The organism is Streptomyces sp. NPDC058295 (assembly GCF_042880655.1).
Lineage (GTDB): Bacteria > Actinomycetota > Actinomycetes > Streptomycetales > Streptomycetaceae > Streptomyces > Streptomyces coriariae.
Genome location: NZ_JBHVYO010000035.1, coordinates 60,712 through 83,738, shown reverse-complemented (window position 1 = coordinate 83,738; position 23,027 = coordinate 60,712). Strand labels below are relative to the sequence as shown.

The following is a 23,027-nucleotide window of genomic DNA, read 5'->3' as shown; positions in this document are numbered from 1 at the left end:
AGAGTCGTCTTATTCCACCACCCCACCCAAACCCACGGGGGACCCCATGCCCGAGCTGCGCCTCATCGACCCCGACGGCTACACCGTCCCCCAAGGCGTACGCACCACCACCCCCGACACCAACACCCAGGACCGCGAAGCACTCAAGCAGCTCGCCGCGGAGCACGCCGCCCAGTGGGCCGGCTTCGGCTACGACGCCCGCGACTACCGCATCGTCTGACCTCACGCCATGGGCCTCCCGCCCCCCCCAGGAGGCCCCTCCCCGGGCCGCGCCACCCCCGCACCCCATCCCGCTCCTGCGGGGGTGCGCGGTCCCCCCACCCCGCTACGGGCCGCCCGCCACGATCGCAGCCGGGCGGGCGGCCCACCCACATCCCTCCCGGAGACAACCGCCATGGCCCTGGACGAGCACTCGACTGCACACGGAATCTTCCGCCCGTCGCCCGACGACATGGAGGGCTGCTACGGCGGCGTCCTCGTCTCATCCCTCGGCGAAGGCGAAGAAGCCGTCGCCCTGACCGGTAACAAGCGGGACGCCCTCGAGGCGATCGACCAGTACTACCGGGAGGTGTGCGGTATGCCGAACCTCCTCGACAGGGTGGGCGCTGACCTTCGGGACGCCTACTACCACCTGGACTGCGGGTACGCCGTGTTCACCCGTAGCCCCGTCTCCGGGTGGGAGATCAGCCCGGCCGACCCGACGACAGCGGGAGCGGTGCCAGTGACCTGGTTCCGCGGTGCCCCGGCCGGGCCGGCGCCTGTGCCGTACGCGCGACGCGACGACCCCACCCTCTGCTGACACCACCGCAGCCAGATAGCCACCCATCGTTCCCGCCACCGGAAGGACGCCATGACCGAGACCACAACCCTCCTCCCCCTGGACGGTTGCCGGTGGTGCGGCATCACCAAGCAGGAGCACATGCAGCGCTGGTCCCGTACTGCGGGCTGGCACGTGTGGACGCCGCTGACGCAGGAGCAGATCCTCGCTCGGATGCTGGCCCGCCGTAACGCCCGTCTTACCGCCGTACCGGCCGTGTACCACGCCGCCACCGGGTGGGCCGCCGACTCCACGGGCGAGGAAGGCATCCCGTTCTGCGCGGACTGCAAGACCGAGTTCTGCCCGCGCTGGTCCCGCGTCCAGGCCCGCCTCGACCAGCAGCGGTGGGGCCTGCCCCGACGTGTCCGCAAGCACGGCAAGGGGACTGCCACCAGCGGCTGGGGCGCTCAAGACCTGCCGTTCTGACCGCACCTCACCTGACGAAGGAGCAGCCCCGCCCATGACCGTCATCTCTGGCGCCGCACCTGGCCCGCCCGCCGTCCGCCCCATTGACCCGCAGCAGGCCGCATCCACCTTGTGGGCCAGCCTGAAGGAGTACCAGCCCGCGATCGCCGGCGCCCTGGCCCTCCATCTTCGCGGTCTCCCCGTGGACTGGGCGCAGCGTGAGTTCGGGATCGCCCGTCCCGACGCCGTCCTCACCCTGCGGCCCCCGCTGCGGCCGGGCTGCAACCAGATGCCGGAGGCCGCCCCCTACAACCCCGGGCGTGGCGACGACTTCGACGACTGCCCCGCCTGCGCCAAGGCGGGCCTGATCTGCCGATGGCACGACGGGCAGGCCAACGCGCACGAGTACTGGCACAACCACGTCATGGACGCCCTCAAGCACAACCCGGACGCGCGTGTCGACGACGTCCTCCTGCATCAGGAGGCGGAAGCCGAAGGCACCCCGTGCGCTTGTGCCCGCTGCACCCCGACCAAGACCGTCCGTGGCCCGTGGTGGTCCCGGATCCGCACCATCCTCACCCACCCCAAGGAGAACCCCACCCGATGACCAGCAACGTTCCGCAGGCCGTCTCCGGCCGCCGCATCACCTACACCCACCCCATCACCGCACAGGTCCTGCCCGGCACCATCGCGCTCATTGAGGAAGGCAACCTCCTCCGCTGCCGCCTCGACACCCACCGCCTCACCCTGACCGTCACCGACACCTCCGACAAGGTCACCTACCTGGAGGAGACCGGCACCCTGCCCGTTCCGGTGCCCGCGGGCCGGTTCCAGCCGATCCCGGAGGAGATGAACGCGGTACGCGGGAACGTGCCCCTCGCCGTCGTGGGCGCCAACGACCTGATCCTCCTCACCACCGACCCCGACGCTGCGGTCGCGGCCGCCACCGCCTACCTGCCCGACATGGGCTTCAACCCCGACACCGTCGACTGGTCGACGCTCGAGGCCCGTTGGGCGGTCTTCGAGTGGCCGGAGGACCCCGCCAGCCTCGCCTGGACTCACGCGTGGGCTGTGGAGGGCGACGACCAGGCCGTTCCTCTGTTCTACCTGCCCGAGCCGCCCGCACCCCCCGTCGCATGACCTCCCGGAGGTATCACCGCATGACCGCCACACCCGAAACCACGCGCACCATCCACGTCGACGTAACCCTGAACATGCCCCTCGACGACGGAGGGGTCCTGCCCATCCGGACAGGTATCGGTGCCATCCGCACCCAGACTGAAGGCCTGGTCGTCTTTCCGCGCCTGATCGGCCCGTTCGAGATCGACGATCAGCATTGGAGCGTCACCCACGTCGGCACCGGCCGTCGGATCCCCGTCGAGTTCGAGGACGAGGAGCACGCCACCGCATTTGCGAACGACGCCGGCTCACTGGCTGCGTGGTGGGAGGAGCGGCCCCATTTGCCGGCGAAGACCCTTCTGCAGGTGATCGAGTTGGCGCAGGAGCACGGCGGAACGCCAGACCAGCATGTCCTGGGTGCCATGGCCCGGAAAAAGGCCGCGGAGGAGGGAGAGTGACCGTTCTCGCGACGAGGCCCGCCACCCAGCTCCCGGTGCACGTGGAGGAGCAGCGGGACTTGGCCGGCGGGCTCGCGACCGCCGTGTTCGACAGTCCCGCCCGCACCTACCGGTACCTCCTCACCCGCATCTGGGATCCGGCGGTGGCGCCGCTGGTGGTGCTGATGCTGAACCCGTCCACGGCGAACGCCCTCGAGGACGATCCGACGATCCGACGGCTTTCCGGCCCGAGGGGGTTCGCCCGTCGTGAGGGGGCTGGGGGTGTCGTGGTTGTGAACCTGTTCTCGCTGTGCTCTCCGCACCCGTCGGACCTGGTGGCCCATCCGGATCCGGTCGGGCCGCTGGGGGACGTGTTCATCCGCCGCGGTATTGCCATGAGCCGGGGCCCGCGCCGTGCTGGTGTGAAGGGCAGTAGCCGGGTGGTGGCGGCGTGGGGCGCGTTCCCGATGGCCGTGGACCGCGGCCGGGACGTGACGGCGGCCCTGCGCCGGCGTGGGGTGGTGATGGCGTGTCTAGGGACGACGTCCGAGGGGCATCCGCGTCATCCGCTGTACCTGCCGGGTGCGGCGGCCCTCGAGCCGTACGGGCTCGCGGCGTGAGCGCCCCGGTGCAGACGGGCCCGAAGTCCTCGCGCGTCGGGCCCGTCCCAGCCCTCGACCTTCCAACCCTCGAGCAGCTCCTGATCCTGGTGGCGCGCGCTGAACGCAAGGGCGGACTTGAGCACGCCGAAGGAAGGCGGCTCCGACAGGGACTGTGCTACCTCGCTGAGCACAACCACGGCGGTGTCGTGCAGGACCCGGCAGTCGTCGCGCTTCGCAGGAAGTACGAGACAGCCCGGAAGAAGGCCTGGATATGGAAGCGGCGGGCGGAAGCGGCTAGCGGCAACAGCCATCCGGATGAGGCGGCCAGGGAGGCCGTGCAACGCGTGGTGGCGTTGGCTACGCGCTGGACGCACATCCCGGCGAAGCGACAGGCAGGGGCGTCTGTCCTGGCTGCTGTGTCCAACCAGGACGTCGCCTGAGCCCCGCAAATGCGCCGAAAACCGGGACATCTTAGACATCGTCACCGGCGGACAAGACCGATCACCGCCCGGGAGGGCTCTCATGCACCACCGCATACGCCCGCTCCTCGGGCGGTTTGCCTCCATCCTCTACGGATCCGGGATTGGGGCCGCAGTCGGCATCGGATCCGGCGTCCTCTGGGTTCGTGTGCTGGCTCCCGGCAAGCCGCTGTGGGTCGTCGGAGCAGCCGCGACAACGTGCGGCCTGCTGCTGCTCGCCATGGCCGCGCAGACCCGGCGCGTCCGCACCCGGCGCCAGGCCCGAACCCATCGCCGCGCCCACGCCAGGAGGGCCGTGTGATGGGCGCCGCCCGTACCGACTGCCCTGCCTGCCTGAAACCCGTGCTCATGTCCGAGTACGGGCGCCTGGACGAGCACGGCAGCCCGCGCTGTGAACGGTCCGGGAAACGCGTCGGCCGCATCTGGCCTACCAAGCACTTCGGGCGCCGCGTCCAACTCGTGCGCGGCCCCGACACCTGGAACCCCAACACCATCGAAGGAGCAGCATGACCAGCCAAACCGCCCTCGAGGTCGCCTCCAGCGGCCATACCAAGCTGACGACTCAGGAGTTGAACGACCTCCTGCATGCGCACTTCATACGACCCGAGGACCGCCTTAACCATGCTGGTGCCGGTGCGGTGTACCTGACCGAGGTGACCGCGCCCGGTACCTCTGGACGCCGCGCGGACGCCGTCCACATCGGGCTGTGGCAGTCCCGCGGTGCCGGAAGGATCGATGTGTGCGAGCTGAAGACGTCCCGCTCGGACTTCCGCCGAGAGCTCGAGCAGCCGGCGAAGGCGGAGGCCTGGTGGCCGTACTCCACCACCTTCTCCATCGTCTCCCCGGGCGTCGACGTCACCCCGCCCGATGAGCTCCCGACTGGCTGGGGGCTGATGGTGCCGAACCCTCGAGGCGGCCGCCGATTCAAGACGGTGGTGAAGCCAGCGGAGCGGGAGCCGAAGCTGACGATCGGTCTGCTGATGACGCTGCTGAAGAACACGGAGACGTCCAGGGTTAATGACCTGAGGTTGCAGGAGACCCGGCTGCGTCAGGAGGCCTACGAGCGGGTGGAGGCTGCCCGCCGAGAGCGTGGCGTGGTCTCGCCCCGCGACGTTAAGCGTCTCGCGTTGCTGGAACGCCTGGAGAAGGCGATGGACGTGGAGTTGGGCGAGTACGCGTGGCGGGACCAGCTGGAGCCAGAGGCTGCTGCGCAGGGTTTGGCGGCGTTCATGCGGGGCCACGCTGCCCAGGTTGCAGTCCGGGAGGAGGCCGAGCGCCAGGCGGAGAGCCTGGAGCGTGTGGCTGCGCGTGCGGCTGAGGAAGCAAAGAATCTGCGGAAGGCCCTCGCAGTCAAGCTGGTCGTGTCTGGAGAAGATGGGGAGGACGGCCGGTGAGCATCTGGGCCACCATCTTCGGCCTCGAGGACAACCCGCCGTACGAGTACCAGCGCTCCCACGTCCTCCCATCCGAGGACAGCCCGCGGAGCGAGGGATGCCCCCTACAGCTCGCGAAAGTCCCGTCGCACATCACCCGGGACGGCAGGGACGACCAGCCGGAGGACGGCGCGCCGTGGCCGTGGCTGCGGCTGTCGCTGCATTCGGAGGACACGGTGCTGAACCGCGGGCAGGTCGAGGAGATGCACCAGGTGCTGGGGGTGTGGCTGGAGCAGACGGGGGAGCGGCCGGGTAAGCCGTGCTGCGGTAAGGATGTCGGCCATCACCTGGGCTGCGCGGTGGGAAGGGATGAGGTCCAGTGACGGTTCCCCGGAATTCGGCGTCGCGTGAGGCTGCGGCGATTCGTGCGCGGGCGCGGAGGGGTGTGTGGCGGCGTGTCCTGGCCTGGCTGGGCTGGAACCCGGCTGCACGCCGTGCGGACGCCGTGGCGGCCCGCTGGGACCTTGGTGCGGCCGCCGAAGCGGAGACCGCCGGCATGCTGCGCGCGTTGCACCGGCAGGGCTGGCATGTGTTCCACGACCGGGCGTTACCCGGCTCGAGGGCGAACCTCGACCACGTTCTCGTCTCCCCGTGCGGGACTGCGGTGGTGGTCCTGGATACGAAACGCTGGCGTGCCGGCTCGATGTATCCGACGTGTCTGGTGCGGGGTCGGGTGCACTGCGGGACGGAGGACCGGCATGGGCAGGTGGAGGCGGTGGCCCGGTATGCGGTCCGGGTGGGGCGGGTGCTGGGGATGCCGGCCGGGTCGGTGTGGCCGCTTCTGGTGGTGCACGGCTCTGCGGTGGACGGCGGCGAGCTGGCGCCGAACGTGGTGGTGGAGGGGTGGTCGGGTCCGGTGTACGTGTTGTCCGCGGACCGTCTCGTGTCCCGGCTGGCGGCAGCGCCGAAGGGGGTGCGGGACCCGGGACGGGCTGCTGCGGTCGCGGGGAGGGCCGATCAGGTGCTGCGCCCCTACCATTGAGCACAGTCAGGGCGTACGGTGATCGCACGCCTGGGGGGCACTCGCCCGTCACCTGTTTGCGCAGGTGGCGGGCGTTTTTTCATGCCCGTAGGATCGAACGCGTGAACGATATGTCGACAAGTGAGCGTCTCGCGAAGCAGCGCACCCTGGAGGAGTGGCTGGTCTGGCAGCTGGCCCAGACCCGGCAGACGATCCGCACGCTGGAGGCGCAGGAGGAGCGGGAGAAGCGTCAGGCGGAACGGGCGTGGGCGGAAGCCCGGTGGAAGCTGGAGCCGGCCCGGAACCGGAGGTCGGTGCTGCATCGGGGCGGGTGCGGGATCTGGAAGGGCGAGACGGGGTTCCTGGAGCGGGGCGAGGTGCTGCTGGCGCTCGCGGACGACAGTCTGGTGGTGGAGATGTGCGGGGTGTGCAACCCGGAGCCAGGCCTGAGGAATTCTTAGGCGGGCCCTAACTATGCCTTGCGAAATTGGTTAGGGGGGTGCTAAGTTTCTCATGTCGGGAGGGAACAACCCACCCGAAGAAGGGGGAAACCGCCATGCTGCGAGTCATCCGCTCCACCGTCCAAGGCGTCGACATCGACACCGAGCAGGAAGAAGCCTTCGAGGAGGCCATCGACGCCGCCCTCAAGGCCCGCGCCGAAGTACGCGAGACCTACAGCTGCGACGAGATCGGACAGAAGGCCTACCAGATCGCACTGCTGCCCTACACCGACCCCAACGGAGCCAACCGGTGGGCCATCCTCGACAGCGGACCGGCCGAACTCGACTGGCAGGACACCGACGACCTGGACGAGGCCATCGCCGCCTACGAGGAGTGGGTGCGCGCAGCCACGGCCGGCGCCATGCCCAGCTACACCGAGGACGGCGAAGAGAAGCCCCTGTGGGACGAGTCCGACGTCGACGGCGTCTCCGCTGAGCAGGAGTACGACGGGGACAGCCGCAACGAGGCCGCCCGGATGATCGACGCCGAATGGGCACACAAAGCGTTCCTGGCCTCCGAGACGGCTTACAAGCAGGACACCCAGCGCCGCCAGATCGCGTTCGCCAAGGTCATCGACTCCTGGGGGCGCGGCGGGCAGTCCGTCCTCGCCAAGCGGGTCGACTTGAAGGACCCGACCGTGAAACTGATCGCGGACAAGGGCCGGCAGCTCCTCGCCCAGCGCGCCGCTGCCGCCCTGCCGCAGGTCACCGTTCAGGACCTCCACCAGCTGCTGGACAGCCCGGCCGTAAGCCCCGTGCTGTACCTGAACAACGAGGACGGGCTGCGTGTCGACGTATGGGCGGAAGCCCTGGTCTCGATCCACCACGTCATCATCAGCCGGGAGACCCTCCTGGATATGGTCGGCGACGACAGGGACGACGACACCCTGCGCGAGCAGCTGGAGGAGATCCAGGAGACCGTCGCTGAGGTCGCAGGCAGCATTGAGGGGAACCGGTGACGCTCCGCCCCTCCCACCTGCCGAGGGTGCGACGGCAGACCTTGCGATTCCTGAATGACCCGCAGTCGTCGATCCGTAAGAACACCAGCGCTGAGCTGGCGCCAGGCTTCGACGCCCTCGCCGCCAACCTGGAAGCCGCCGACCTCTACTGGGTCCAGGAGGACATGGCCGCCCTGTCCATGCACGCCGGCGAGAAGCTGGCCGCGGCAAGCTGGGCCACGACTGACCGGCCCTCACCGTCCGGACTGCTCTACTGGCAGGGCGGCATCGGGCACATGGACGGGTACGGCGTCCAGATCCCGGTCGAGGCCTGCGCGTGGGGACCGCACCAGGGCGAGATGATGCTGTGGCTCCTGATGTCGCGCGACCGACTGGCGGCCGTCACCGAAGCCAACAAGCAGTTCACTCTTCTCACCGACGAGATTCCGCCCCTGGTGCCGGTGTTCGGATCGACGATCCCGATCACGGCTGATCCGCTGTCGATGCTGGAACTGGAATCCGAACTCCCAGTCCCGATCGTCTCGGCCCTCGCCTCCGCCTGGCTGCTGATGCAGCAGCCCCTGCTCATCGACCGCACACGAGAGCGGGCCGACAAGCCGACGGCACGGGCCTACACCCGCGACGGACTGCCAGCCCCGGACGTGACGGTCGTCGACCTGCGCCGCCAGTACACGCCGCAGGACCGCGACCCGGATGCCGGCTCGGACGGCCGGCGTTACCGGCACCGGTGGATCGTGTCCGGGCACTGGCGGGAGTACAGGTCCGACCGGTACAGCGCGGAGACCCGGGCGTCGAAGCAGTGGATCCCGTCCCATGTGAAAGGGCCGGACGGGGCGCCGCTGCTTTCGACGGAGAAGGTCAACGTGTGGAGGCGGTGAAGGCGGCCCGGACGCCGCGAAGCCTCCCGTGGGGAGCCGGGAGGTGCGGCGGGCCCTACCGCACGGCGACGCGCGGCAGGGCCCGAGAGGGGAACCTCACCCGGGGGTTTGGCGACGATCCCGCGCACTCACCATGCACCACAAACCAGCCAACGGGATAGATCGCGGCCGAAACCAAACACATTCCGGTGAGGCGGGCAGGTGGTTCAGGTCGCGCGGAGGTAGAAGTTCGCGGCGAGTTGCTTCAGTCCGGCGAGGTCGAACACGGTGACGAAGCTGCCCGAGTAGGTGGCCGTCCGGTTGCCGCCGTTCGGCGAGCAGAGCACCGGGGTCCAGCCGGAGGAGTTCTTCGGGCACTCGAACGCCTCCACCCTGCCGTCCTTGTCCAGATCAATGTTCGGATGGTCCAGACCCAGGATGTGTCCGAACTCGTGCGTGACCGCGTTGCGCCGGTAGGCCTCGTTCAGGGATGTGGTGGCCGCGAACCAGTTGGTGGACGTCCAGTAGTCGGAGTCCATGAGGATGTGGCCGCCCCACGCGGAGCCGTCGGCGGTGTTGTGGCAGGGGAGGGCCTGGCTGAGGCCGGCTGTTCCGGTGGGCCGGTACTGGTAGTGGACGACGATTCGGCCCTTCGCCGGGCAACTCACGGCGGGGGTGGTGTCGATGGTGGTGGTGACGGTGATGGGGACGCCGACGCTGGAGGTGACCTGGCTGGCGGGCTTCGTGAAGTAGGGGGCGAGCTTGGTGCGGGCGGTGCTGTCGGCGAAGACGATTGTGTAGGGGCCGGGGGCGAGGCTGTAGATGCTGTAGTCGGCCGTCTCGGCTTTCCACCCGGTCCCGGCGTAAACGGGCGTGGTGGTGGCGGCGTGGGCGGGCGTGGTGGAGGCGGCGAGAAGGGCGAGGACAGCGACCAGGGCCGCGGTGACGGCGGTGAGGACGCGGCGCACGCTGGGACGTGAAGGCGAGGAGGGCATGCCCTTCAGCATGGACACGAAAACCGGCCGTGTTGCCCCGGTACGGGCAGGCTTGGACGGGCGTGTGGCCCGGCCTCACAGGAGGACCGGGCCACACTGGACCCCACCGGCAACGTGGATTGCGGCGGGAGTTCAGGCCGGCGCCGCCACGGGGGACGAGACGACGCCAGCTCCATCCGGGAGTCTGCCACGGGGCACTGACAGGAGGCAGGCGTTCAGGCAGGGATCCACCCGCCGGCGCCATCGCCGGTCAAGTGTGCCCGGCAGTCCAGGCAGATACCGGAGGTGTCGGGGAGTTGTCCCCACTCGGTGGTCTCGGTGACGTCCTGGTGTTGGCAGTGGTTCTCGAGGACGTGCCACACCAGCTGTCCGTCGGGGGTGATCGCAGTGGCCTTGTGTACGCCGGTGAGGAAGGCCCCGAAGTGGGTGGGGATGGGGTGGCCGGTGCCGACGATCTGGAAGCTGCGCCGCATCGGTTCCATGCTGGCGGGCCGTGGCTGATACCAGACGTCGACGACACCGGGCTGGCGTACGGCGGCGTGGAGGATGTCGCCGGTGAGGTCGATGCCGTGGGGCCGGTCATCGATCGGGAGCTCGTAGCGGTGGATGACGGCCTTCTCGGTCACCTGCTGTCCTCCTCGCCCGTCGTCTCCGGGGCGGCCTGGGTGAGGTCCGTCTTCTTGCTGTGGTGGAGGGGTGTTGTGGCGATGTCTCCGGCGGCTTCCTGCTCGGACAGCAGGTAGTAGGTCTTGCCGCCGTCGTGGGAGAACGCCTCGGGGTTGCGTACGGACTGCCACAAGGGACTGGTGGTGAGGCCTTCAGCGTGCCGGTCGAGCCACTCGCTGGGGTCGTCGGCGAGTTCGGAGAGCGGCTGGTAGCGCAGGAGGCGGTCCAGGTATGCGGCTGCGTGGAAGGCGCTGGATCCGCTGTGGCCCATGTCGGCGAAGGCGCGGATGACGCGGCAGAGTCCGGTGATGACGTCTGGGTCTTCTCCGAGAATGCGGAGTTCGCGGCGGGCGTGGGCGACGAGGTTGGATTCGTCGCGGGTCTTGTGTGCTGGGGGCATGGCTCTACGGTGCCGGGATTCGCGCGCGGTGTTGCCCCGTGCTGGGGTGTGGGTGGCCCGGCAGTGCACTGGGGGCACGTCCTGCCGGGCCAACCGTGGGTGTCAGCCCCACCAGGTATCGAGGGGGGCGACCGTCGGCAGGTCGGCCTTCACGTCGGCGGTGGTGTCGACGGTGACCGTGGTTGTGGCTTCGGCGGCGTGCGCAGTCGCGGTGGCGAGTGCGGTGCCGGTGAGGGTGGCGGTGGTGAGTGCTGCGGTGGCCAGGATGCGGCGCAGGGTGGGCTTCACGGGCGGTTCCTTTCTGGGCGTCAGCAGGGTGGTAGGGATGCTGATGGGGCGTCTTGCCCGGTGTGTCGTACTCTGATCCGCTGCGATCCCCTTGTCCGGGTGCGTTCTGGCAGTAGACGCGCGAGGGTGGTGGGGAGGATGTTGAGTACGAGCGCCGGGGGACGCCCCACGGCTAATTTGCCTTAGGCTGGTTCGACTCTCAACTGTTGTCGTGTGCGTGTGTGTGCATTGCGTGTTGGTGCAGTCGTGCGGTTTGTTTTGGGCGGGGGATCATAAGCGTTGGCCATAGATTTCGGTAAGGGTGACGCAGGGTGTTTGTCTCCGGCTGCCGTGGACGCGTTCGCGCTGATTGCGGCCGGTGAGGACCCGTCGGATCGGATGCCTGACGCGGTCGCCGAACTGTTGGAACTCGGTTTGGTGGTGCGGGATGTGCGGGAGGGTCACCGGCTGGTTCCGTTGAATCCGCGGGATGTGCTCCGACGCCGCATGATGATCGAATTCGGGGTGTTGGACGACTGCCTGTCCCGTATGCGGGCGCTGCCCGGGACGGCGTTGGCGCTCGAGGACGCCTTCGAGCGTTCCCAGCTGCATGCCGGGGGCCGATCCGAGTTCATTCCCGACCCCGTCATCGTGAACGCCCGCCTTCAGGATGTGGTGGGTGCCGCCCAGTTCGAGATCCTCGCCGCGCAGCCGGCCGGGCCCCGGTCGAAGGAACACCTCGAGGGCGCCCGCGGCCGCGACACCGACGCTTTAGAACGCGATGTCGCCCTGCGCACCCTGTACCGGGCCACCGTCCGCGACAACCCGGTCACGGCGGAGCATGCCCGGATGATGGCGAACCGGCCCGACGGCCGGTCTGCGGAGTTCCGGACGCTGGCGGAGCCGTTCGAGCGGGCCATCGTCGTCGACCGGCAGACGGCGTTCATCTCCAACACCGTTGTTCCCGGCGCACACGCCAACAGCGCCTGGCAGATCACGGACGGCGCGTTCGTCGCGTACATCGTCGCGGAGTTCGAAGCCCGGTGGAAGCGGGCGGATCCGTGGTTCGGGGAGCTCCGTCCGCGGTCCGGGTGGCCGGCTGTCGACACGGTGTCCGGGGTGCAGGGCGTGAGGACGACGAAAGAGGAGCGGGAGATCCTGCGGGAACTGTCGTCGGGCAGGGACCAGAAGGGCGCGGCACGGGAGTTGGGGATCTCCCTGCGCACGTTCAACGCGAAGGTCGCGAAGCTGCGGGAGTTGTTCGATGCGGAGTCGGTGCCGGAGCTGACGTTCAAGTGGGCGCTGTCGCCGGACCGGCACGTCGACGACAGCGAGGGCAGCACGGCAGACACGGGCGAGGCCGGGTTATCGGCCGCTTGAGGGCTGGTCTGCCTGCGGGCGGTTCAGGGTGTGCGGGCTGGCCCCCTGAGCGTCGTCGTTCCAAATCGTTCGGCCCACCGGCCCACGCGCGCTGATATGCCATTCGCCGTACTCGCCGTGGCCTTTCCGGTGCCAAGCCCGTAGCGCGCAGGTGAGGACGCCGTTGGTGTGCTCATTCTCCAAGGTCGCGGTGCAGGGCGGAATGTCCGCATGGGCGGTAGAGATGTGGTCGTCCATGTCGCTGGCCGGCTGGGGTTGGTCGCAGTGGGGGCAGAGCTCGGGAATGGCGTTGCTGGTCACGTCGTACATCCTTCTCTCTGTCACGACGGCCGTTCCCCGGTGGCGTTGGACGGCTGCCACCCCTTCAGCTCAGCGAGCTCACGCTGGGCGGCCTCAAGCCGGTTGAGAGCGTCAGCCAGGTCGGCGCGCAGGTCGGATCCGCCGGTGTGCATGCGCCTGTATCCGCGGGCCACGTACTGAAGGTCGGCGATGCGGGCGCGCAGGCCTTCCGGGTCCCGCTCCTGCCTGAGCTCCTCCACCGTGGCCTCGAGCTGCTGCACATACTCAGCGGTGGACTTCTTCGCGTTCTCCCGGCCGCGGTCGTAGCCGCGCCACCACGCAGCCCGCTTCTCCTCCCTCGGGGCCTGCTCGATGTGCTTGAGGAGGGACTCGGCGGCCGACCGGTGCGCGGCCGCCTCCTCGAGGTCTTCCTCTTCGAGCTCGGCCAGGCCGACGCCGTAGTGGCAGGAGTGGCACAGCTCCTCCGCCAACGCCTCGATGCGCTGCTCTCGGGTCGGCTCGTCCTTCACGCATCCTCCAGGTCCAGGCCGTTGATGGCGCGCAGGCGCCCGTACGCCCGCGGTGCAGCGTCGTCCACGGCCGGCCAGTCGTCGGCGGCCAGGCCGTAGCGTGGGGGCCTCCAGTGGGGCCGGTAGTGGCTGTAGACCTTCGCCCAGTCCGCTGCGAAGTAGCACGGCAGCAGCCCGCCGACGTTGGGGATGGGCTCGGGGGCCTGCTCGTTCTGGTCGCGGACCTGTTCGGCCACGCGGTCGGCGTGGTCCTTGTGCCGCTTGCAGAACCAGTGCGCGGTGACCCATCCGGTGCGCGGGTCCTTCTCCAGCACGCGGTGGTGGGATCCGGCGCCGCATACGCCGTCTTCGGTCCGCCAGTCCCTGGGCGGTGTGTAGCCGGCCGGTACGTGGACGATCGGGGGCGGCAGCCGGCGGGCGATGGCCTCGTCCCGGAGGATCGGTACATCCGGCGGGGTGGTCTGGGTGCGCGGCTTGTACGGGCGGGGCCGGTAGGGGCGCAGGCGGGGCCCCTCGCACGAGGGCGCTCCTGAGGGGTGCCAGTCTGCGGCTTCCCGGGGCGGCTTGTAGCGGGGCGCGTCGTCGGCCATGAGGCGGTCGTAGCGGGCCCGCCCGCCGTGCTCCACGCCCAGCTTTCGGCGGGCCACCTTCAGCACGCTGACGCCCTCCTCCCGCTTCGCTAGATCGGCGGCGTATCCGATGGCCAGGAGCAGCTCACGCGTCTCGTGCCCGACGCGCGGGTCCTCGTAGACCGCGGCTACGAACTCGGGGAACGTCTTCTTCGGCCGCTGCTCCCCAGCGGGGGCGGGAACAGATCGCAGCATGTCAGTGCCCCGTTTCGCGTCGGCGAGCCGCACGGACCGCCCTGCCGACAGAGCGGCCGACTTCCGTGGCGTCCGCCTGCTTACCGGTCACGCTTACGGTGGTCTTCCTGCTGCGCCCCGAGTACCAGGGAAGGGCCAGGCCGTCGTTCTCCGCCCGCGGAACCAGGTGGATGTGGAGGTGAAACACGGACTGCGTGGCCTCCGCGCCCTTGCTGGTGATCAGGTTCATTGGGCCGCGCATCCGGTGGGCCAGCATCGACGCCTTCGACATCGTGCGGGCCGCGACGTACTCGGCGGCCGCGAAGTCCTCCACGTGGGTCTTCGGGATGACCAGGGTGTGCCCTTCCACGACCGGGTTGTGGGGGACGATGGCGATGACGTCGTCCCACTCGCGGACGATCGTGGCGGGGGCTTCGCCGGCGACGATGTCGCAGAACGGGCAGCCGGGCTTGGCTACGCGTTCGGGGAAGAAGATCAGGCCCTTGTTGTAGCTGGGGTGGGCCGGGTTGGCGAGGCATACGGCCGGGTCAGCGTCCTTGCAGTACCAGCAGGCGTGAGCGGCATCGGTCACGTGGTGGGCTCCGTGTTCTTGAGGGCGGGGCAGGTGGGGTGCTGGCGGGGGCCGTCGCGGTAGGTATCGGCTGTGTCGATCCACCCGGGGTAGGGGTGCAGGCGCTGCTGCTCGCCCTGGGCGCCGCAGGTCCTGCACTGCCAGCGCTCGGTGCGGTCACCTTCGATCAGGTCGAAGCGGTCGTAGAAGGCGGTCAGCTCGGCTTCCCGGCGGGACCAGATCGTGGAGCGCTTCCTGTACTCGCGGTAGGTAGCACCGCTGCCGGATTCGGGCCGGTCAACGGACTCGTTCCAGCCGGGTACGTAGTCGGGGTGGGTGCGCCAGATGCGGGCGAGGCCGGTCATGGTGAGGCAGGGAACACCGCCGTCGGACGGTTTGCAGGTGATGCAGCGTCCGGCGGAGCGGCCGCGGAAGTCGACCCAGATGTTGTGCTGGGAGGCGATGAGGTAGAGGGAGTCGATGCGGTTGAGTTCGGCGTTTTGGGCGGGGCCGGGCAGCAGCGTCTCGTCTGCTGTCTTGTCGGCTTCGGCGAGGCGGGCGTAGACGAAGTCCTCGCAGCGGAACTCCCACCGCCAGTTCGGGTCGTCGGGGCCGGTCATGAGAACGACCACCAGCCGTCGTAACCGGTCGGAATGGTCGGGTAGTCGGTGAGCATCGGCCGGAGCACGGCGAGGTGCTGCTCCTGGACTTCGGGGATCTCGGATCCCCAGTAGCCGGTGCCGTCCCAGCGGCCGTCCGGGTCGGGGCCGTAGCGGCTGTCGAGGTCGTTGCCGAGCATCGCTTCGGGGGTGGACAGGTCGGGCTTTCCGCTCTGCCACTGCGCCCACAGGCCGAGGCGTCCAATGCAGGCCCGGGTGACCCCGGCTTTGCGCCTGTACCAGACGGCTTGGCAGGTGCCCTTGAGCCAGTAGCGGCCGTCTCGTTCGGTGGCTTCGAGGGTGACGGTGGTGAGGTTGATGGCGAGCGGCTTGCGGCTGATGAGGAAGCGGGTTTCGCGGATCATCGGTCAGAGACTCCAGAGGGTCGTTTGGTGGAAGAACAGGTCGAAGGCTTCTTGTCCGGGGAGTTCGTCGAGGGCGGGCCGTACGGGGGCTGGGCGGGCGCTGGAGCGCCTTGCGGGGGTGCGGTGGCGGCGTGGGGCGGGTGGGGTGCGTTTGCGGGCGCAGACGGGCCCGTAGCCGGTCGCCGACGGGTTCTTCGAACGTCGCTTGCAGCCCTTGCAAACCAGGTAGGTCATGAGGCCTTGGCTGCCAGCTCGAGAAGAACCGCCGCGTGACAGTGGTCGGGTTGGCCGGGCTTGGGGAGCGGGCAGGTGCAGGCGAGGTCCTTGCCGCGCAGCGTGTGGAGGTCGGCGAGGATCCGGCGGCGGTCGAAGACCTGGCGGCCGATGCGGTAGGTCTCCTCGTACCATCCGCCCTCGGTCCCAACGCGCAGCCACTCGGCGTAGTTGGAGGCGCAGGCGCTGCGTGGGTTGTCCATCTCGGCTTCGAGGGCGTCCTTGATCGTGAACGGGTTCCCGAAGTGGGAGGGTCGGCTGACGATGACGGCACCGTTCGGGTTGTCCGTGGCGGCGGCGAGCGTCCAGCCGGGGGTTCGCTTGCGCTGGATTCGGATCGGCACGGTCAGGCCTTTCTGCGGGTTCGGATGCGGCGGATGCCGGCGCGTGTGGCGTAGATGGCGAGGGCGAGGAGGCCGATGGCGGCGATGTGGGCGGCGACCAGGGCCTCGAGGACCAGCCAGCCCGGCACGCTGCTCACGACGCGGCCACGGTCTGGTATTTGGTGAAGCAGCCGTAGCAGCGCCACCACTGTCCGCGGCGCCACGGCCAGCGCCGCAGACGGACGATGGCCCGCTTCAACCCGCAGCGCGGGCAGGGTGGCGGCGCGGCGTACTCAGCCACGGTCGGTCGCCTCCGTCTGCTGCTCGATCAGCACGTCCACGCCACAGCTGGCGCACAGGCCGCCGTCGGGCAGGTCGTCGGAGGTGAGCGGGATGACTCCGTCGCCGAGTTCGCTGGTGTGGCGGGTGCAGTAGATCGACCAGGCGCCGGGGAGGGCGGAGCGGTAGGCGACGACGCGGTTGCCGTCAGCCTTCGGCTGCTGCGCCCCGCCAACGGCAGGCGTGTAGTCGCATCCGGCGTCGCAGGCGTGGCACCACGGATCACCCGCCACGAGCGGCGAGTAGCGCTCGCGGTGGTCTGCGCGGCCGTCGTGGTCCCCCTTCGGGTGGCGGCAGTGGGCGCACCGGGGGGTGGGCGGTTCGGGTTCGGACTGGGCGACGCCCGCCGTCCGACCCGGCCCGGCGGCAGCAGGCCCGGCCTTGCGGGCCATGCGGCGCAGCTCCTGCACGGTGATGTGGCCATCCCACTCGGTGGCCTTGTCGGCCAGCTCCCGCAGCAGCGCCGCCCGGATCTCGGCCGTCCGGTCTGCGGGCTCGGGCAGCACCGCGAGGACCGCGTCGATGACCGCCTGCCGGGTGGCGGGCGGCAGGTGGTGGACAGTCCCCTGCAAGGACCCGAGCGCCTCGGCGATCTGCTCCCGGAGCGCCGCGTGGTCGGTGGCGGGCGGTCGCACAGCAGACGCGGCGGCGGCGGCGATGTTCCGCGGGTCGTCGACGACGATGCCACTGCCGCCACCAGCATGGCGCTCGCACTGCTCCCAGATGGCGGCGGCGATGGCTTCCATCAGCGGGTCGCCGTCGACCCAGACGGTGGGCTGTGGCTCGGGGGTGGTGTGGTTGTTCACGGCTGCTCCAAGGTCGGGGCCGGCGTGGTGGCGGCGTCGAAGCAGGCGCGGCAGTTGCGGTCTCCGCAGTGCTGGCCTGCGGTGTGCGCGGCGGCGATCCGGTCGAGTTCGGCGCGGATTGCGGGGTCGTCGATGATGGCTCCAGCGATGAAGAACGCCAGGTTCCATGTGGCGACATGGCAGTTGATGCGTTGGGCGAGTAGGTGTCGGAGCCGGTCGTCTGCGGGCGGGTATGGCATGCGCGCCTCCGAGGTGGGTGGGGTCGCGGGCGGGTGATCACGGCAGGTCAGGCGTCGTAGTACGCGGCCGGGTCATCGGCGAGTACCGGAACACCGTCCTTCAGCAGCCGGATCGGCCCCGTCTGCGAGGCGCGCTCGCTGGCCACGGCGAAGTAGGCGTTGCCCTCGCCCCGCTCCGAGCCGTAGGTGCCATGCGTCTTCCACGCGTTGGTCGGCCAGTTCCAGCGCTGGAGGGTGAACGTCGGCCAGCTGGCAGTGCACTGCTCCTCGACGGCCGGCTGCGCCTCGGCGCCGGGCCAGGCAATCCCGAGCCTGTTGAGGACCGCGTGGAGGATCGTCCCGGGGTCGGCTCCCTCCTCGCCGGCCGCGCCTTCGGCGGCGTGCCAGGCGGCGTTGTATTCGCCCTCGGTGAGGGGGCGGGTGGTGAGGGGGGTGGGTTCCGGCATGGGTGGCCTCCGGTGGCAGGCGGTGGGGTCAGGTTCTCGCGGTTGGGGGTGTGGGATTGCCCCTGCGCGGGCCAGCCGGGAGGGGTTTGGGTGTGTGGGGTCTGGCCTGGCGTGTGCGGGGCGACCACCTGACCCACTCTAACTCATATCCCATTGCACCGCCATGGGTTCGACGGACCCCGGGCACACAAAAGGGCGGGCACCCGCAGGCACCCGCCCCTGAACAACCCCTCAAACACAGCTCACGGAGCCGGCTCCTCTGCGTCCTCCCACGGCGCACCCATATGCGACAACGGGCCCTTCACCTCACGCATCCGGTCATCCAGCCGGGACAGATCCACCCGCGCCTCCCGCAACGCCAACACCACCGTCATCACACGGTCGAAGACGTCCTGCTGCGAAGTCTCCGCGGGCGGCTTGTCGTCCAGCCGGATCCGCTGCTCCTCGTGAAGCCGTTCCAAACCGGTCTCGAGCTGGCGGAGGGCCTGCGGGAGGTACTGCACGACCCGGGCCAAGGCATCGGCGGCATCGGACACGTCGCCGGGCTGGTCGAAGGCTTTCGCTTCCAGCGTGCGGTGGTTGAACGCCCGAAGTTCCTCGGCTGCGGCGGTGGCAATCTGCGCGGGTGTACGGCTCAAATCCACGGGCGATCCTCCAGGCTGGTTGTCGGCGCCATCAGCATGCCAGCGGCCACCGACAGGCCGCGGGGGTTCCGCCCAGCCCGGCCCGGCAGCATCCTGGACCCTGCCGACACCAGCACCAGGGAGGCCCCACGTGAACTGCAACAAGTGCGGCGGCACGGCCCAGCAAGGCCCCGACGGCTCCTGGCTCTGCCCCCTATGCGGCCCCATCTCCAAGACGACACCGGACCCGCGGGTAGGGTCGGCCGAGTGACCCAGCACCAGAAGCGCCCCGCTACCCCGCCCGGGACTACACCCGCAGAGGCGGCGGCGTTCCTGGAGGCACAGGAGATCACGACGACGGGATGTCGACGCTGCGGGACGGAGATCTCAGGGGTGAACGGCAGGTATGCCTGCGGGAACTGCGGGTGGGTGTCGCACTGGTCGGATTCCCACACCGAGCTGCCGACCGCGCCGCGGGAAGACGCCACCCAGGCGTGAAGCGGCCCCCGGGTGGACGTCCGGGGGCCGGCCCAGCACTTCCCCTCACTGCCCAGTGGGCGGCAGGTCGTGGGGGCGCTTCCCGGAGTCGTCCCCGCCATGCGGGAACACCCACAGCATCCCAGCACCCACCGGCAGACGTTGCCCCGATCAGCCCAGAGGCGGCACGTACACGCCCGCAGCCTTCCCGACCTGGACCACGTCCATCGTCGTCTGCAACGGGGCCGGCTTCCAACCCGTCACCTCCTGGATGAACCCGCCCTTATGCGCCGCAGTCTCGTTCCACCCGCGGTCCAAGACCGGAAGGCGCAGCCAGTTCAGCCGCTCCCCGGTCACCGCATGCACCGGGTCGGTGAAGTGCGTCAGGAAGTGCTCCGACTCCCTCGACGACCCGAACAGCGCCACCATCTCAGGGTCGGGTGGCGTGCCCACAGCGTGCGGGGCACCCTCGAAAGTACCGTTGAACGTGGGCTGGGTGACGGTCCAGTAGATGTGCACCTCACCAGGCCGGTACGCGGTGGGCCACTTCTGGTGGAAGTAGTTGGCGTACTTGTCCACCCACATCCGCCACAGCTCGCTGGCGCTGGTCTCTTCGGGGAGGTAGTCGTCGCTCATCGACGCACCGTTCGGCTCCGCGTACAGGACGAGCTCTTCGGTCTTGGTGTAGCCGGTGCGGTGGGAGGAGAACGTCCACTGGGTGCCGGCCGGGTAGGGCTGCACGGTCGCGGGGCGGGGGCTGCTGGTTGTCATGCGGGCAGTCTCCTGGGATCGGAGGGGCGACGCGGGCAAAATCGGCGGGAAGGGACACGGATGGGCCCCGCCGCCGGAGGGAAGACCGGATACGGGGCCCGGGGAGGGGACGGTCGTGGACTTCGCTTTCGAGTGCGGCTGGTGCGGCGCGGACTGCGCGGTGTGGGGGCAGCCGAAGGGGTTCTGGCGGGAGCTGTACGAGTTGCCCAATGAGTGGGATTGCTGGTGGTGCGAGGGAACGAACGTCACCCCGCCACCACCCTGGACACCCGCCGACTGACGGCGCGCCCCCAGACCGGAAGGCTGGGGGCGCCGTCATGTGCGGCCGGTCAGCGATCCCCGCCCATCTTCCACTCGCCAGTCAGGATCGGATCGGCGACCGCCTTACCTGTGGACAGGTCCAGGGTGAACTCGCCGTAGTCGTACAGCCCGCCGTGCTTCTCCACGATGGCCTGAACCTCGTGGTGCCGCCGGATCAGAGCATCGTCCTCCGGGCCTACGTCCCGGCCGGCCAGGAGCAGCCAGTCGGGGACCTCCTCCCACGGCGGCCGAATCCGGATCACATAGTCGGACAGATCTTCGGCGCAGCGCCGGGCACTCTCCTCGTCGGAAAAGTACGCCCAGTGCGTGTACGGGACGACGCCGTTCGTCATTGTGCTGCTCCTCAGGGCTGCGCCATGTCAACGAACCGTCCATAGTGCCCCTGATGGGCAACCATCACCGTGGCTGCTGGCCCGTGTCTGTGCTTCGCCACAATCAGGTCGGCTTCACCGGCGCGGGGGGATTCCTTCTCGTAAGCGTCTTCTCGGTGCAGCATGATCAGCGTGTCCGAGGCGAACGTGATGGCGCCGGATTCGCGCAGGTCGTCCAACCTAGGAATCTTGTCTGGCCGGTACTCCGGGCTGCGGTTCAGGTGCGATGTAACGACAACGGGGATGTCGAGCTCGCGGGCCATGGTCTTCAGATCTCGCACCACGTCGCCCACTTCGCGTTCCCGAAGGTCGCTGCGCTTCTCCGGACGGATGTCCTGAACGCCGTCAATGCATACGAGGCGTACGTCGCGCTTCTCCATCATGGTGGCCGTCTCCAACTGGATGAGCCGCATGTCGACGCGCGCGGTGTCCCTGATGAACAGCGGGGACTCAAGGACGACCGGCAAGCGGCGGCCCAGCCGGGTCCAGTCTTCGTCGGTCATCGTTCCGGCGCGCATGTGGTGGATGGGGACCCGGGCCTCCGCTGCCACCACGCGACGCGTGAACGACTGGCGGTTCTCCTCCAATGTGAAGACCAGCGTAGGAATGTTGTTCTTGATGGCGTTGTGACGGCAGATGTCCGACAGGAAGGTCGTGCGTCCCATGGCCGGCCTGGACGCAACCACGGTCAGCGTTCCGGGCTCGAGCCCGCGGGTCAAATAGTCCAGGTCCTCAAACCCAGTCCCGAGGCCTGTGAGCGTCTCACCCTTCCCGTGAGCCACGCTCTCCAACGTGTCCATGAGCCCTTCGCAGACGTCCCCGATGTGGTCCGAGGCCGCAACCTCTTCCTTTTCGTCCATTGGTCCCCCTTGGTCAGCCACGATGCCCTCCTGCCTTGGCGATCCCCTTGCGGGCGACAGCAGCCGCACGCACATAGTCCTCGTTGGTCCTTGCTACGGGTGCGGGAATTGATTCACTGCGGCACTCCTTGCACCGGTCGTCGTCCACGTCCGCAGACGGGAAGTACGGGTTCCCGCACTGGCAGCGCGCCCGGCCCGGCATTGCGGTCGCCTGTGACGGCCCGTCATCGCCCGTACGAGGCTTCGGCAGCGGGGGAGCGGCAGGCAGCCACTCAGGCGACAAGCGATGCCTGTAGACGGCGTACAGCGACTTCGCCGAGTCAGTCTCTTCCGTCAGCTGCACTCGCAGTGCCCACTCTGTCCAGCCGGCCGCCAGAGCGGTGCTCACCCGCTCGACCAGATGGGCACGCTGCCGAGGACCCGGAATCCTTGCCCCGTAGGGGAGTCGGTCCACGAACGCGGCCGCCGCGGTGTCTTGCTTTTCCTGCTGCTGCGGAGCATCCCCTCCCCCTCCTCCCTGGTCCTCAGCCGGCGACGGCACCAGCCCGAGCGGGGGACGGGAGGGGGAGGTGGTGTTCTTGCTGCTGGTGTTCTGAGGAATGGTCTTCTTATGCGGGTGATTAGCCGCCGGCGGATTAGCCGCTGGCGGATTTTCATCCGCCGGTTCCGACCTGCACGTTTCTACCGCGACCTGCGACGATTCAGAATCTTTGCAGGTCACGGCCGCAGGGAGGTTTCCATCCACCGGTTCCGACCTGGGCATATCCGTGATCCGGTAGACCACAGGTCCCATCGTTCCGTCCGGCTTCCGGCGCTGCGTCCGACCCAGGTAGCCGAACGCCTCGAGCTCCCGCAGACCGCCCTTGATAGCCGACACGCCGTCCTTCATCGCCGCCGCGATCGACTCGGGTGTCAGACCCCAACCACTTCGGTGCGTGGAGATGAAGCCGAAGATGCCCTTGGCCTTGGCCGACAGGCGCGGGTCACGAAAGAGGCTGTTGCTGATCTGGGTGAAGTTGTCGGCCGCCATCGGGCCGCGTTCGATCCAGCCGTAGCTCACCTGAGCACCCCCGCCATGCGAAGGATCACGCGGGGGCTACTTGTCGACAGACCGGGGGGTACGGGTAGTCTCGACAACGAGACACCTGCTTTCTGGATATGGATCTCACCTTGCCAGCGGACGCCAATCCACTGGTCTTGCTTGGACGGCCTGGCAGAGGAGCTGCGAACTCCTGCTGGGCCGTCTTGCGTTTCCGGGCTCAGGCTGCGATCTGAGGTCCGAAAATCGACCGTTACTGCTGGTGGGGTGCCTTACGGCTGCCTGGTTCCTTGTCCGGTCCGCGGCCCACGATCGGGTGGTCCTCGAAGAACTTCAGGAACGGGCCGGTCTCCATCGCGTCGGCGTTCGCCAGGTCCCAGTACGGGTACGGGCGGTCCGGTCCGAACGGCCAGGCCGGGTGCTTGGAGAGACGGCGTACGCCCTCCCGGGTCATGTTCTTCGCCAGGCCAAGGCGCACCAGGAGCTGGGCGCCAGTAGCGAAGGTCACGACAGGGGGCAGAGCGTCCACGGTTCTCGGGTCGGGGTCCTTCAACTTGCTCCTCCCCGGACAACCGGGGGAAGCGCGAGAGGATCGCCAACAAGTAGAGTCATCTCGACTGCCTTCCTCACAGGGGTTGGTGGGTCATCGCCGGTA

At 69.1% G+C, this 23,027-nt stretch carries 39 protein-coding genes; 17 read left to right on the top strand and 22 right to left on the bottom strand.

Annotation, left to right across the window (positions count from 1 at the left end; translation table 11 throughout):
* Window positions 1-46 precede the first annotated feature (46 nt).
* The 15 genes from ACFVYS_RS31265 to ACFVYS_RS31195 all read left to right on the top strand — a co-directional run bounded on the left by ACFVYS_RS31265 (window position 47) and on the right by ACFVYS_RS31195 (window position 8,590).
* Entirely contained in the window at window positions 47-220 is a 174-nt protein-coding gene (locus ACFVYS_RS31265) for a hypothetical protein (protein WP_389507490.1), read from the top strand.
* Between the two features lie 174 nt (window positions 221-394).
* Window positions 395-799: a hypothetical protein gene (locus tag ACFVYS_RS31260; protein WP_389507488.1), complete on the top strand. Its 405-nt coding sequence runs from the start codon at window positions 395-397 to the stop codon at window positions 797-799.
* A 51-nt stretch (window positions 800-850) separates the two neighbouring features.
* Window positions 851-1,243 carry a hypothetical protein gene (locus ACFVYS_RS31255; protein WP_389507487.1) on the top strand — a complete coding sequence of 131 codons (393 nt, stop codon included), beginning with the start codon at window positions 851-853 and terminating at the stop codon, window positions 1,241-1,243.
* 34 nt (window positions 1,244-1,277) lie between these two features.
* Window positions 1,278-1,829 carry a hypothetical protein gene (locus tag ACFVYS_RS31250; protein ID WP_389507485.1) on the top strand — a complete coding sequence of 184 codons (552 nt, stop codon included), beginning with the start codon at window positions 1,278-1,280 and terminating at the stop codon, window positions 1,827-1,829.
* On the top strand, window positions 1,826-2,362 hold the full coding sequence (locus ACFVYS_RS31245) for a hypothetical protein (RefSeq protein WP_389507483.1): 537 nt from the start codon (window positions 1,826-1,828) through the stop codon (window positions 2,360-2,362). The genes ACFVYS_RS31250 and ACFVYS_RS31245 overlap by 4 nt, the downstream gene beginning before the upstream one ends.
* A gap of 20 nt (window positions 2,363-2,382) precedes the next feature.
* A complete protein-coding gene (locus ACFVYS_RS31240; RefSeq protein WP_389507481.1) occupies window positions 2,383-2,799 on the top strand; it encodes a hypothetical protein in 417 nt (138 codons plus the stop codon).
* Window positions 2,796-3,398, top strand: a complete 603-nt coding sequence (locus ACFVYS_RS31235; RefSeq protein ID WP_389507479.1) for a DUF1643 domain-containing protein — start codon at window positions 2,796-2,798, stop codon at window positions 3,396-3,398. Before ACFVYS_RS31240 ends, ACFVYS_RS31235 begins: the two co-directional genes overlap by 4 nt.
* Window positions 3,395-3,820, top strand: coding sequence for a hypothetical protein (locus ACFVYS_RS31230; RefSeq protein WP_389507477.1), 426 nt, complete (start codon window positions 3,395-3,397; stop codon window positions 3,818-3,820). The genes ACFVYS_RS31235 and ACFVYS_RS31230 overlap by 4 nt, the downstream gene beginning before the upstream one ends.
* Window positions 3,821-4,159: 339 nt before the next feature.
* Window positions 4,160-4,369 carry a hypothetical protein gene (locus ACFVYS_RS31225; RefSeq protein ID WP_389507475.1) on the top strand — a complete coding sequence of 70 codons (210 nt, stop codon included), beginning with the start codon at window positions 4,160-4,162 and terminating at the stop codon, window positions 4,367-4,369.
* Window positions 4,366-5,253 carry a hypothetical protein gene (locus tag ACFVYS_RS31220; RefSeq protein ID WP_389507473.1) on the top strand — a complete coding sequence of 296 codons (888 nt, stop codon included), beginning with the start codon at window positions 4,366-4,368 and terminating at the stop codon, window positions 5,251-5,253. Before ACFVYS_RS31225 ends, ACFVYS_RS31220 begins: the two co-directional genes overlap by 4 nt.
* A complete protein-coding gene (locus ACFVYS_RS31215) occupies window positions 5,250-5,615 on the top strand; it encodes a hypothetical protein (protein WP_389507472.1) in 366 nt (121 codons plus the stop codon). The genes ACFVYS_RS31220 and ACFVYS_RS31215 overlap by 4 nt, the downstream gene beginning before the upstream one ends.
* 62 nt (window positions 5,616-5,677) lie before the next feature.
* On the top strand, window positions 5,678-6,274 hold the full coding sequence (locus ACFVYS_RS31210; protein ID WP_389507470.1) for a nuclease-related domain-containing protein: 597 nt from the start codon (window positions 5,678-5,680) through the stop codon (window positions 6,272-6,274).
* Window positions 6,275-6,384: 110 nt separating this feature from the next.
* Window positions 6,385-6,714, top strand: a complete 330-nt coding sequence (locus ACFVYS_RS31205; RefSeq protein ID WP_389507518.1) for a DUF6233 domain-containing protein — start codon at window positions 6,385-6,387, stop codon at window positions 6,712-6,714.
* Between the two features lie 95 nt (window positions 6,715-6,809).
* Complete coding sequence (locus tag ACFVYS_RS31200) at window positions 6,810-7,712, top strand: hypothetical protein (RefSeq protein ID WP_389507468.1); 903 nt, start codon at window positions 6,810-6,812, stop codon at window positions 7,710-7,712.
* A gap of 41 nt (window positions 7,713-7,753) precedes the next feature.
* Window positions 7,754-8,590 carry a hypothetical protein gene (locus ACFVYS_RS31195; protein WP_389507466.1) on the top strand — a complete coding sequence of 279 codons (837 nt, stop codon included), beginning with the start codon at window positions 7,754-7,756 and terminating at the stop codon, window positions 8,588-8,590.
* 206 nt (window positions 8,591-8,796) lie between these two features.
* Here ACFVYS_RS31195 and ACFVYS_RS31190 read toward each other — a convergent pair whose 3' ends face one another.
* The 4 genes from ACFVYS_RS31190 to ACFVYS_RS31175 form a co-directional block, all read right to left on the bottom strand.
* Window positions 8,797-9,564: a hypothetical protein gene (locus ACFVYS_RS31190; RefSeq protein WP_389507464.1), complete on the bottom strand. Its 768-nt coding sequence runs from the start codon at window positions 9,562-9,564 to the stop codon at window positions 8,797-8,799.
* A 215-nt stretch (window positions 9,565-9,779) separates the two neighbouring features.
* Window positions 9,780-10,190 carry a hypothetical protein gene (locus ACFVYS_RS31185; RefSeq protein ID WP_389507462.1) on the bottom strand — a complete coding sequence of 137 codons (411 nt, stop codon included), beginning with the start codon at window positions 10,188-10,190 and terminating at the stop codon, window positions 9,780-9,782.
* Entirely contained in the window at window positions 10,187-10,630 is a 444-nt protein-coding gene (locus tag ACFVYS_RS31180) for a hypothetical protein (RefSeq protein ID WP_389507460.1), read from the bottom strand. The genes ACFVYS_RS31185 and ACFVYS_RS31180 overlap by 4 nt, the downstream gene beginning before the upstream one ends.
* Window positions 10,631-10,732: 102 nt before the next feature.
* Window positions 10,733-10,918 carry a hypothetical protein gene (locus ACFVYS_RS31175; RefSeq protein ID WP_389507458.1) on the bottom strand — a complete coding sequence of 62 codons (186 nt, stop codon included), beginning with the start codon at window positions 10,916-10,918 and terminating at the stop codon, window positions 10,733-10,735.
* Between the two features lie 486 nt (window positions 10,919-11,404).
* On the opposite strand from ACFVYS_RS31175, the gene ACFVYS_RS31170 reads away from it, so the two are divergent.
* Window positions 11,405-12,277: a hypothetical protein gene (locus ACFVYS_RS31170; RefSeq protein ID WP_389507456.1), complete on the top strand. Its 873-nt coding sequence runs from the start codon at window positions 11,405-11,407 to the stop codon at window positions 12,275-12,277.
* Here the strand turns inward: ACFVYS_RS31170 and ACFVYS_RS31165 are convergent.
* The 14 genes from ACFVYS_RS31165 to ACFVYS_RS31100 all read right to left on the bottom strand — a co-directional run bounded on the left by ACFVYS_RS31165 (window position 12,263) and on the right by ACFVYS_RS31100 (window position 19,781).
* A complete protein-coding gene (locus ACFVYS_RS31165; protein ID WP_389507455.1) occupies window positions 12,263-12,577 on the bottom strand; it encodes a hypothetical protein in 315 nt (104 codons plus the stop codon). The two genes, ACFVYS_RS31170 and ACFVYS_RS31165, sit on opposite strands and share 15 nt — an antisense overlap.
* A 20-nt stretch (window positions 12,578-12,597) precedes the next feature.
* Entirely contained in the window at window positions 12,598-13,086 is a 489-nt protein-coding gene (locus tag ACFVYS_RS31160; protein WP_389507453.1) for a hypothetical protein, read from the bottom strand.
* Complete coding sequence (locus ACFVYS_RS31155) at window positions 13,083-13,910, bottom strand: hypothetical protein (RefSeq protein ID WP_389507452.1); 828 nt, start codon at window positions 13,908-13,910, stop codon at window positions 13,083-13,085. Before ACFVYS_RS31155 ends, ACFVYS_RS31160 begins: the two co-directional genes overlap by 4 nt.
* Before the next feature lies 1 nt (window position 13,911).
* Window positions 13,912-14,481 (bottom strand): HIT family protein, encoded by a 570-nt coding sequence (locus ACFVYS_RS31150; protein ID WP_389507450.1) that lies wholly within the window; start codon window positions 14,479-14,481, stop codon window positions 13,912-13,914.
* Window positions 14,478-15,080 carry a hypothetical protein gene (locus ACFVYS_RS31145; protein WP_389507449.1) on the bottom strand — a complete coding sequence of 201 codons (603 nt, stop codon included), beginning with the start codon at window positions 15,078-15,080 and terminating at the stop codon, window positions 14,478-14,480. The genes ACFVYS_RS31150 and ACFVYS_RS31145 overlap by 4 nt, the downstream gene beginning before the upstream one ends.
* The gene (locus tag ACFVYS_RS31140; protein WP_389507447.1) at window positions 15,077-15,484 is read right to left on the bottom strand and encodes a hypothetical protein; all 408 of its coding nucleotides are present in this window, start codon (window positions 15,482-15,484) and stop codon (window positions 15,077-15,079) included. The genes ACFVYS_RS31145 and ACFVYS_RS31140 overlap by 4 nt, the downstream gene beginning before the upstream one ends.
* A 3-nt stretch (window positions 15,485-15,487) precedes the next feature.
* Entirely contained in the window at window positions 15,488-15,718 is a 231-nt protein-coding gene (locus tag ACFVYS_RS31135) for a hypothetical protein (RefSeq protein WP_389507445.1), read from the bottom strand.
* Window positions 15,715-16,101 carry a DUF4326 domain-containing protein gene (locus ACFVYS_RS31130; RefSeq protein WP_389507443.1) on the bottom strand — a complete coding sequence of 129 codons (387 nt, stop codon included), beginning with the start codon at window positions 16,099-16,101 and terminating at the stop codon, window positions 15,715-15,717. Before ACFVYS_RS31130 ends, ACFVYS_RS31135 begins: the two co-directional genes overlap by 4 nt.
* 2 nt (window positions 16,102-16,103) lie before the next feature.
* On the bottom strand, window positions 16,104-16,238 hold the full coding sequence (locus ACFVYS_RS31125) for a hypothetical protein (protein WP_389507441.1): 135 nt from the start codon (window positions 16,236-16,238) through the stop codon (window positions 16,104-16,106).
* Window positions 16,239-16,373: 135 nt separating this feature from the next.
* Window positions 16,374-17,225 (bottom strand): hypothetical protein, encoded by an 852-nt coding sequence (locus ACFVYS_RS31120; RefSeq protein WP_389507439.1) that lies wholly within the window; start codon window positions 17,223-17,225, stop codon window positions 16,374-16,376.
* Window positions 17,222-17,464: a hypothetical protein gene (locus ACFVYS_RS31115; protein WP_389507437.1), complete on the bottom strand. Its 243-nt coding sequence runs from the start codon at window positions 17,462-17,464 to the stop codon at window positions 17,222-17,224. Before ACFVYS_RS31115 ends, ACFVYS_RS31120 begins: the two co-directional genes overlap by 4 nt.
* Before the next feature lie 47 nt (window positions 17,465-17,511).
* Complete coding sequence (locus ACFVYS_RS31110; RefSeq protein ID WP_389507435.1) at window positions 17,512-17,910, bottom strand: hypothetical protein; 399 nt, start codon at window positions 17,908-17,910, stop codon at window positions 17,512-17,514.
* A gap of 242 nt (window positions 17,911-18,152) precedes the next feature.
* Window positions 18,153-18,554 (bottom strand): hypothetical protein, encoded by a 402-nt coding sequence (locus ACFVYS_RS31105; protein ID WP_389507433.1) that lies wholly within the window; start codon window positions 18,552-18,554, stop codon window positions 18,153-18,155.
* A gap of 627 nt (window positions 18,555-19,181) precedes the next feature.
* Window positions 19,182-19,781, bottom strand: coding sequence for a hypothetical protein (locus ACFVYS_RS31100; RefSeq protein WP_389507431.1), 600 nt, complete (start codon window positions 19,779-19,781; stop codon window positions 19,182-19,184).
* A 115-nt stretch (window positions 19,782-19,896) separates the two neighbouring features.
* Between ACFVYS_RS31100 and ACFVYS_RS31095 the strand changes: the two genes are divergently transcribed.
* Entirely contained in the window at window positions 19,897-20,061 is a 165-nt protein-coding gene (locus tag ACFVYS_RS31095; protein ID WP_389507429.1) for a hypothetical protein, read from the top strand.
* A 49-nt stretch (window positions 20,062-20,110) separates the two neighbouring features.
* Here ACFVYS_RS31095 and ACFVYS_RS31090 read toward each other — a convergent pair whose 3' ends face one another.
* The 4 genes from ACFVYS_RS31090 to ACFVYS_RS31075 all read right to left on the bottom strand — a co-directional run bounded on the left by ACFVYS_RS31090 (window position 20,111) and on the right by ACFVYS_RS31075 (window position 22,880).
* A complete protein-coding gene (locus tag ACFVYS_RS31090) occupies window positions 20,111-20,434 on the bottom strand; it encodes a ribonuclease E inhibitor RraB (RefSeq protein ID WP_389507427.1) in 324 nt (107 codons plus the stop codon).
* A gap of 11 nt (window positions 20,435-20,445) precedes the next feature.
* Window positions 20,446-21,333, bottom strand: a complete 888-nt coding sequence (locus ACFVYS_RS31085) for a replicative DNA helicase (protein WP_389507425.1) — start codon at window positions 21,331-21,333, stop codon at window positions 20,446-20,448.
* 13 nt (window positions 21,334-21,346) lie between these two features.
* Window positions 21,347-22,393 carry a hypothetical protein gene (locus tag ACFVYS_RS31080; RefSeq protein ID WP_389507423.1) on the bottom strand — a complete coding sequence of 349 codons (1,047 nt, stop codon included), beginning with the start codon at window positions 22,391-22,393 and terminating at the stop codon, window positions 21,347-21,349.
* A 232-nt stretch (window positions 22,394-22,625) separates the two neighbouring features.
* Window positions 22,626-22,880 (bottom strand): hypothetical protein, encoded by a 255-nt coding sequence (locus tag ACFVYS_RS31075; RefSeq protein WP_389507421.1) that lies wholly within the window; start codon window positions 22,878-22,880, stop codon window positions 22,626-22,628.
* Window positions 22,881-23,027 lie beyond the last annotated feature (147 nt).

Excerpts from the sequence above, each read along its gene's own strand:
- ACFVYS_RS31265 (WP_389507490.1), top strand. The coding sequence starts at position 47 with ATGCCCGAGCTGCGCCTCATCGACCCCGACGGCTACACCGTCCCCCAA.
- ACFVYS_RS31260 (WP_389507488.1), top strand. The coding sequence starts at position 395 with ATGGCCCTGGACGAGCACTCGACTGCACACGGAATCTTCCGCCCGTCG.
- ACFVYS_RS31255 (WP_389507487.1), top strand. The coding sequence starts at position 851 with ATGACCGAGACCACAACCCTCCTCCCCCTGGACGGTTGCCGGTGGTGC.
- ACFVYS_RS31250 (WP_389507485.1), top strand. The coding sequence starts at position 1,278 with ATGACCGTCATCTCTGGCGCCGCACCTGGCCCGCCCGCCGTCCGCCCC.
- ACFVYS_RS31245 (WP_389507483.1), top strand. The coding sequence starts at position 1,826 with ATGACCAGCAACGTTCCGCAGGCCGTCTCCGGCCGCCGCATCACCTAC.
- ACFVYS_RS31240 (WP_389507481.1), top strand. The coding sequence starts at position 2,383 with ATGACCGCCACACCCGAAACCACGCGCACCATCCACGTCGACGTAACC.
- ACFVYS_RS31225 (WP_389507475.1), top strand. The coding sequence starts at position 4,160 with ATGGGCGCCGCCCGTACCGACTGCCCTGCCTGCCTGAAACCCGTGCTC.
- ACFVYS_RS31220 (WP_389507473.1), top strand. The coding sequence starts at position 4,366 with ATGACCAGCCAAACCGCCCTCGAGGTCGCCTCCAGCGGCCATACCAAG.
- ACFVYS_RS31205 (WP_389507518.1), top strand. The coding sequence starts at position 6,385 with ATGTCGACAAGTGAGCGTCTCGCGAAGCAGCGCACCCTGGAGGAGTGG.
- ACFVYS_RS31200 (WP_389507468.1), top strand. The coding sequence starts at position 6,810 with ATGCTGCGAGTCATCCGCTCCACCGTCCAAGGCGTCGACATCGACACC.
- ACFVYS_RS31190 (WP_389507464.1), bottom strand. The coding sequence starts at position 9,564 with ATGCCCTCCTCGCCTTCACGTCCCAGCGTGCGCCGCGTCCTCACCGCC.
- ACFVYS_RS31180 (WP_389507460.1), bottom strand. The coding sequence starts at position 10,630 with ATGCCCCCAGCACACAAGACCCGCGACGAATCCAACCTCGTCGCCCAC.
- ACFVYS_RS31170 (WP_389507456.1), top strand. The coding sequence starts at position 11,405 with ATGATGATCGAATTCGGGGTGTTGGACGACTGCCTGTCCCGTATGCGG.
- ACFVYS_RS31155 (WP_389507452.1), bottom strand. The coding sequence starts at position 13,910 with ATGCTGCGATCTGTTCCCGCCCCCGCTGGGGAGCAGCGGCCGAAGAAG.
- ACFVYS_RS31145 (WP_389507449.1), bottom strand. The coding sequence starts at position 15,080 with ATGACCGGCCCCGACGACCCGAACTGGCGGTGGGAGTTCCGCTGCGAG.
- ACFVYS_RS31140 (WP_389507447.1), bottom strand. The coding sequence starts at position 15,484 with ATGATCCGCGAAACCCGCTTCCTCATCAGCCGCAAGCCGCTCGCCATC.
- ACFVYS_RS31135 (WP_389507445.1), bottom strand. The coding sequence starts at position 15,718 with ATGACCTACCTGGTTTGCAAGGGCTGCAAGCGACGTTCGAAGAACCCG.
- ACFVYS_RS31115 (WP_389507437.1), bottom strand. The coding sequence starts at position 17,464 with ATGCCATACCCGCCCGCAGACGACCGGCTCCGACACCTACTCGCCCAA.
- ACFVYS_RS31110 (WP_389507435.1), bottom strand. The coding sequence starts at position 17,910 with ATGCCGGAACCCACCCCCCTCACCACCCGCCCCCTCACCGAGGGCGAA.
- ACFVYS_RS31100 (WP_389507431.1), bottom strand. The coding sequence starts at position 19,781 with ATGACAACCAGCAGCCCCCGCCCCGCGACCGTGCAGCCCTACCCGGCC.
- ACFVYS_RS31090 (WP_389507427.1), bottom strand. The coding sequence starts at position 20,434 with ATGACGAACGGCGTCGTCCCGTACACGCACTGGGCGTACTTTTCCGAC.
- ACFVYS_RS31085 (WP_389507425.1), bottom strand. The coding sequence starts at position 21,333 with ATGGACGAAAAGGAAGAGGTTGCGGCCTCGGACCACATCGGGGACGTC.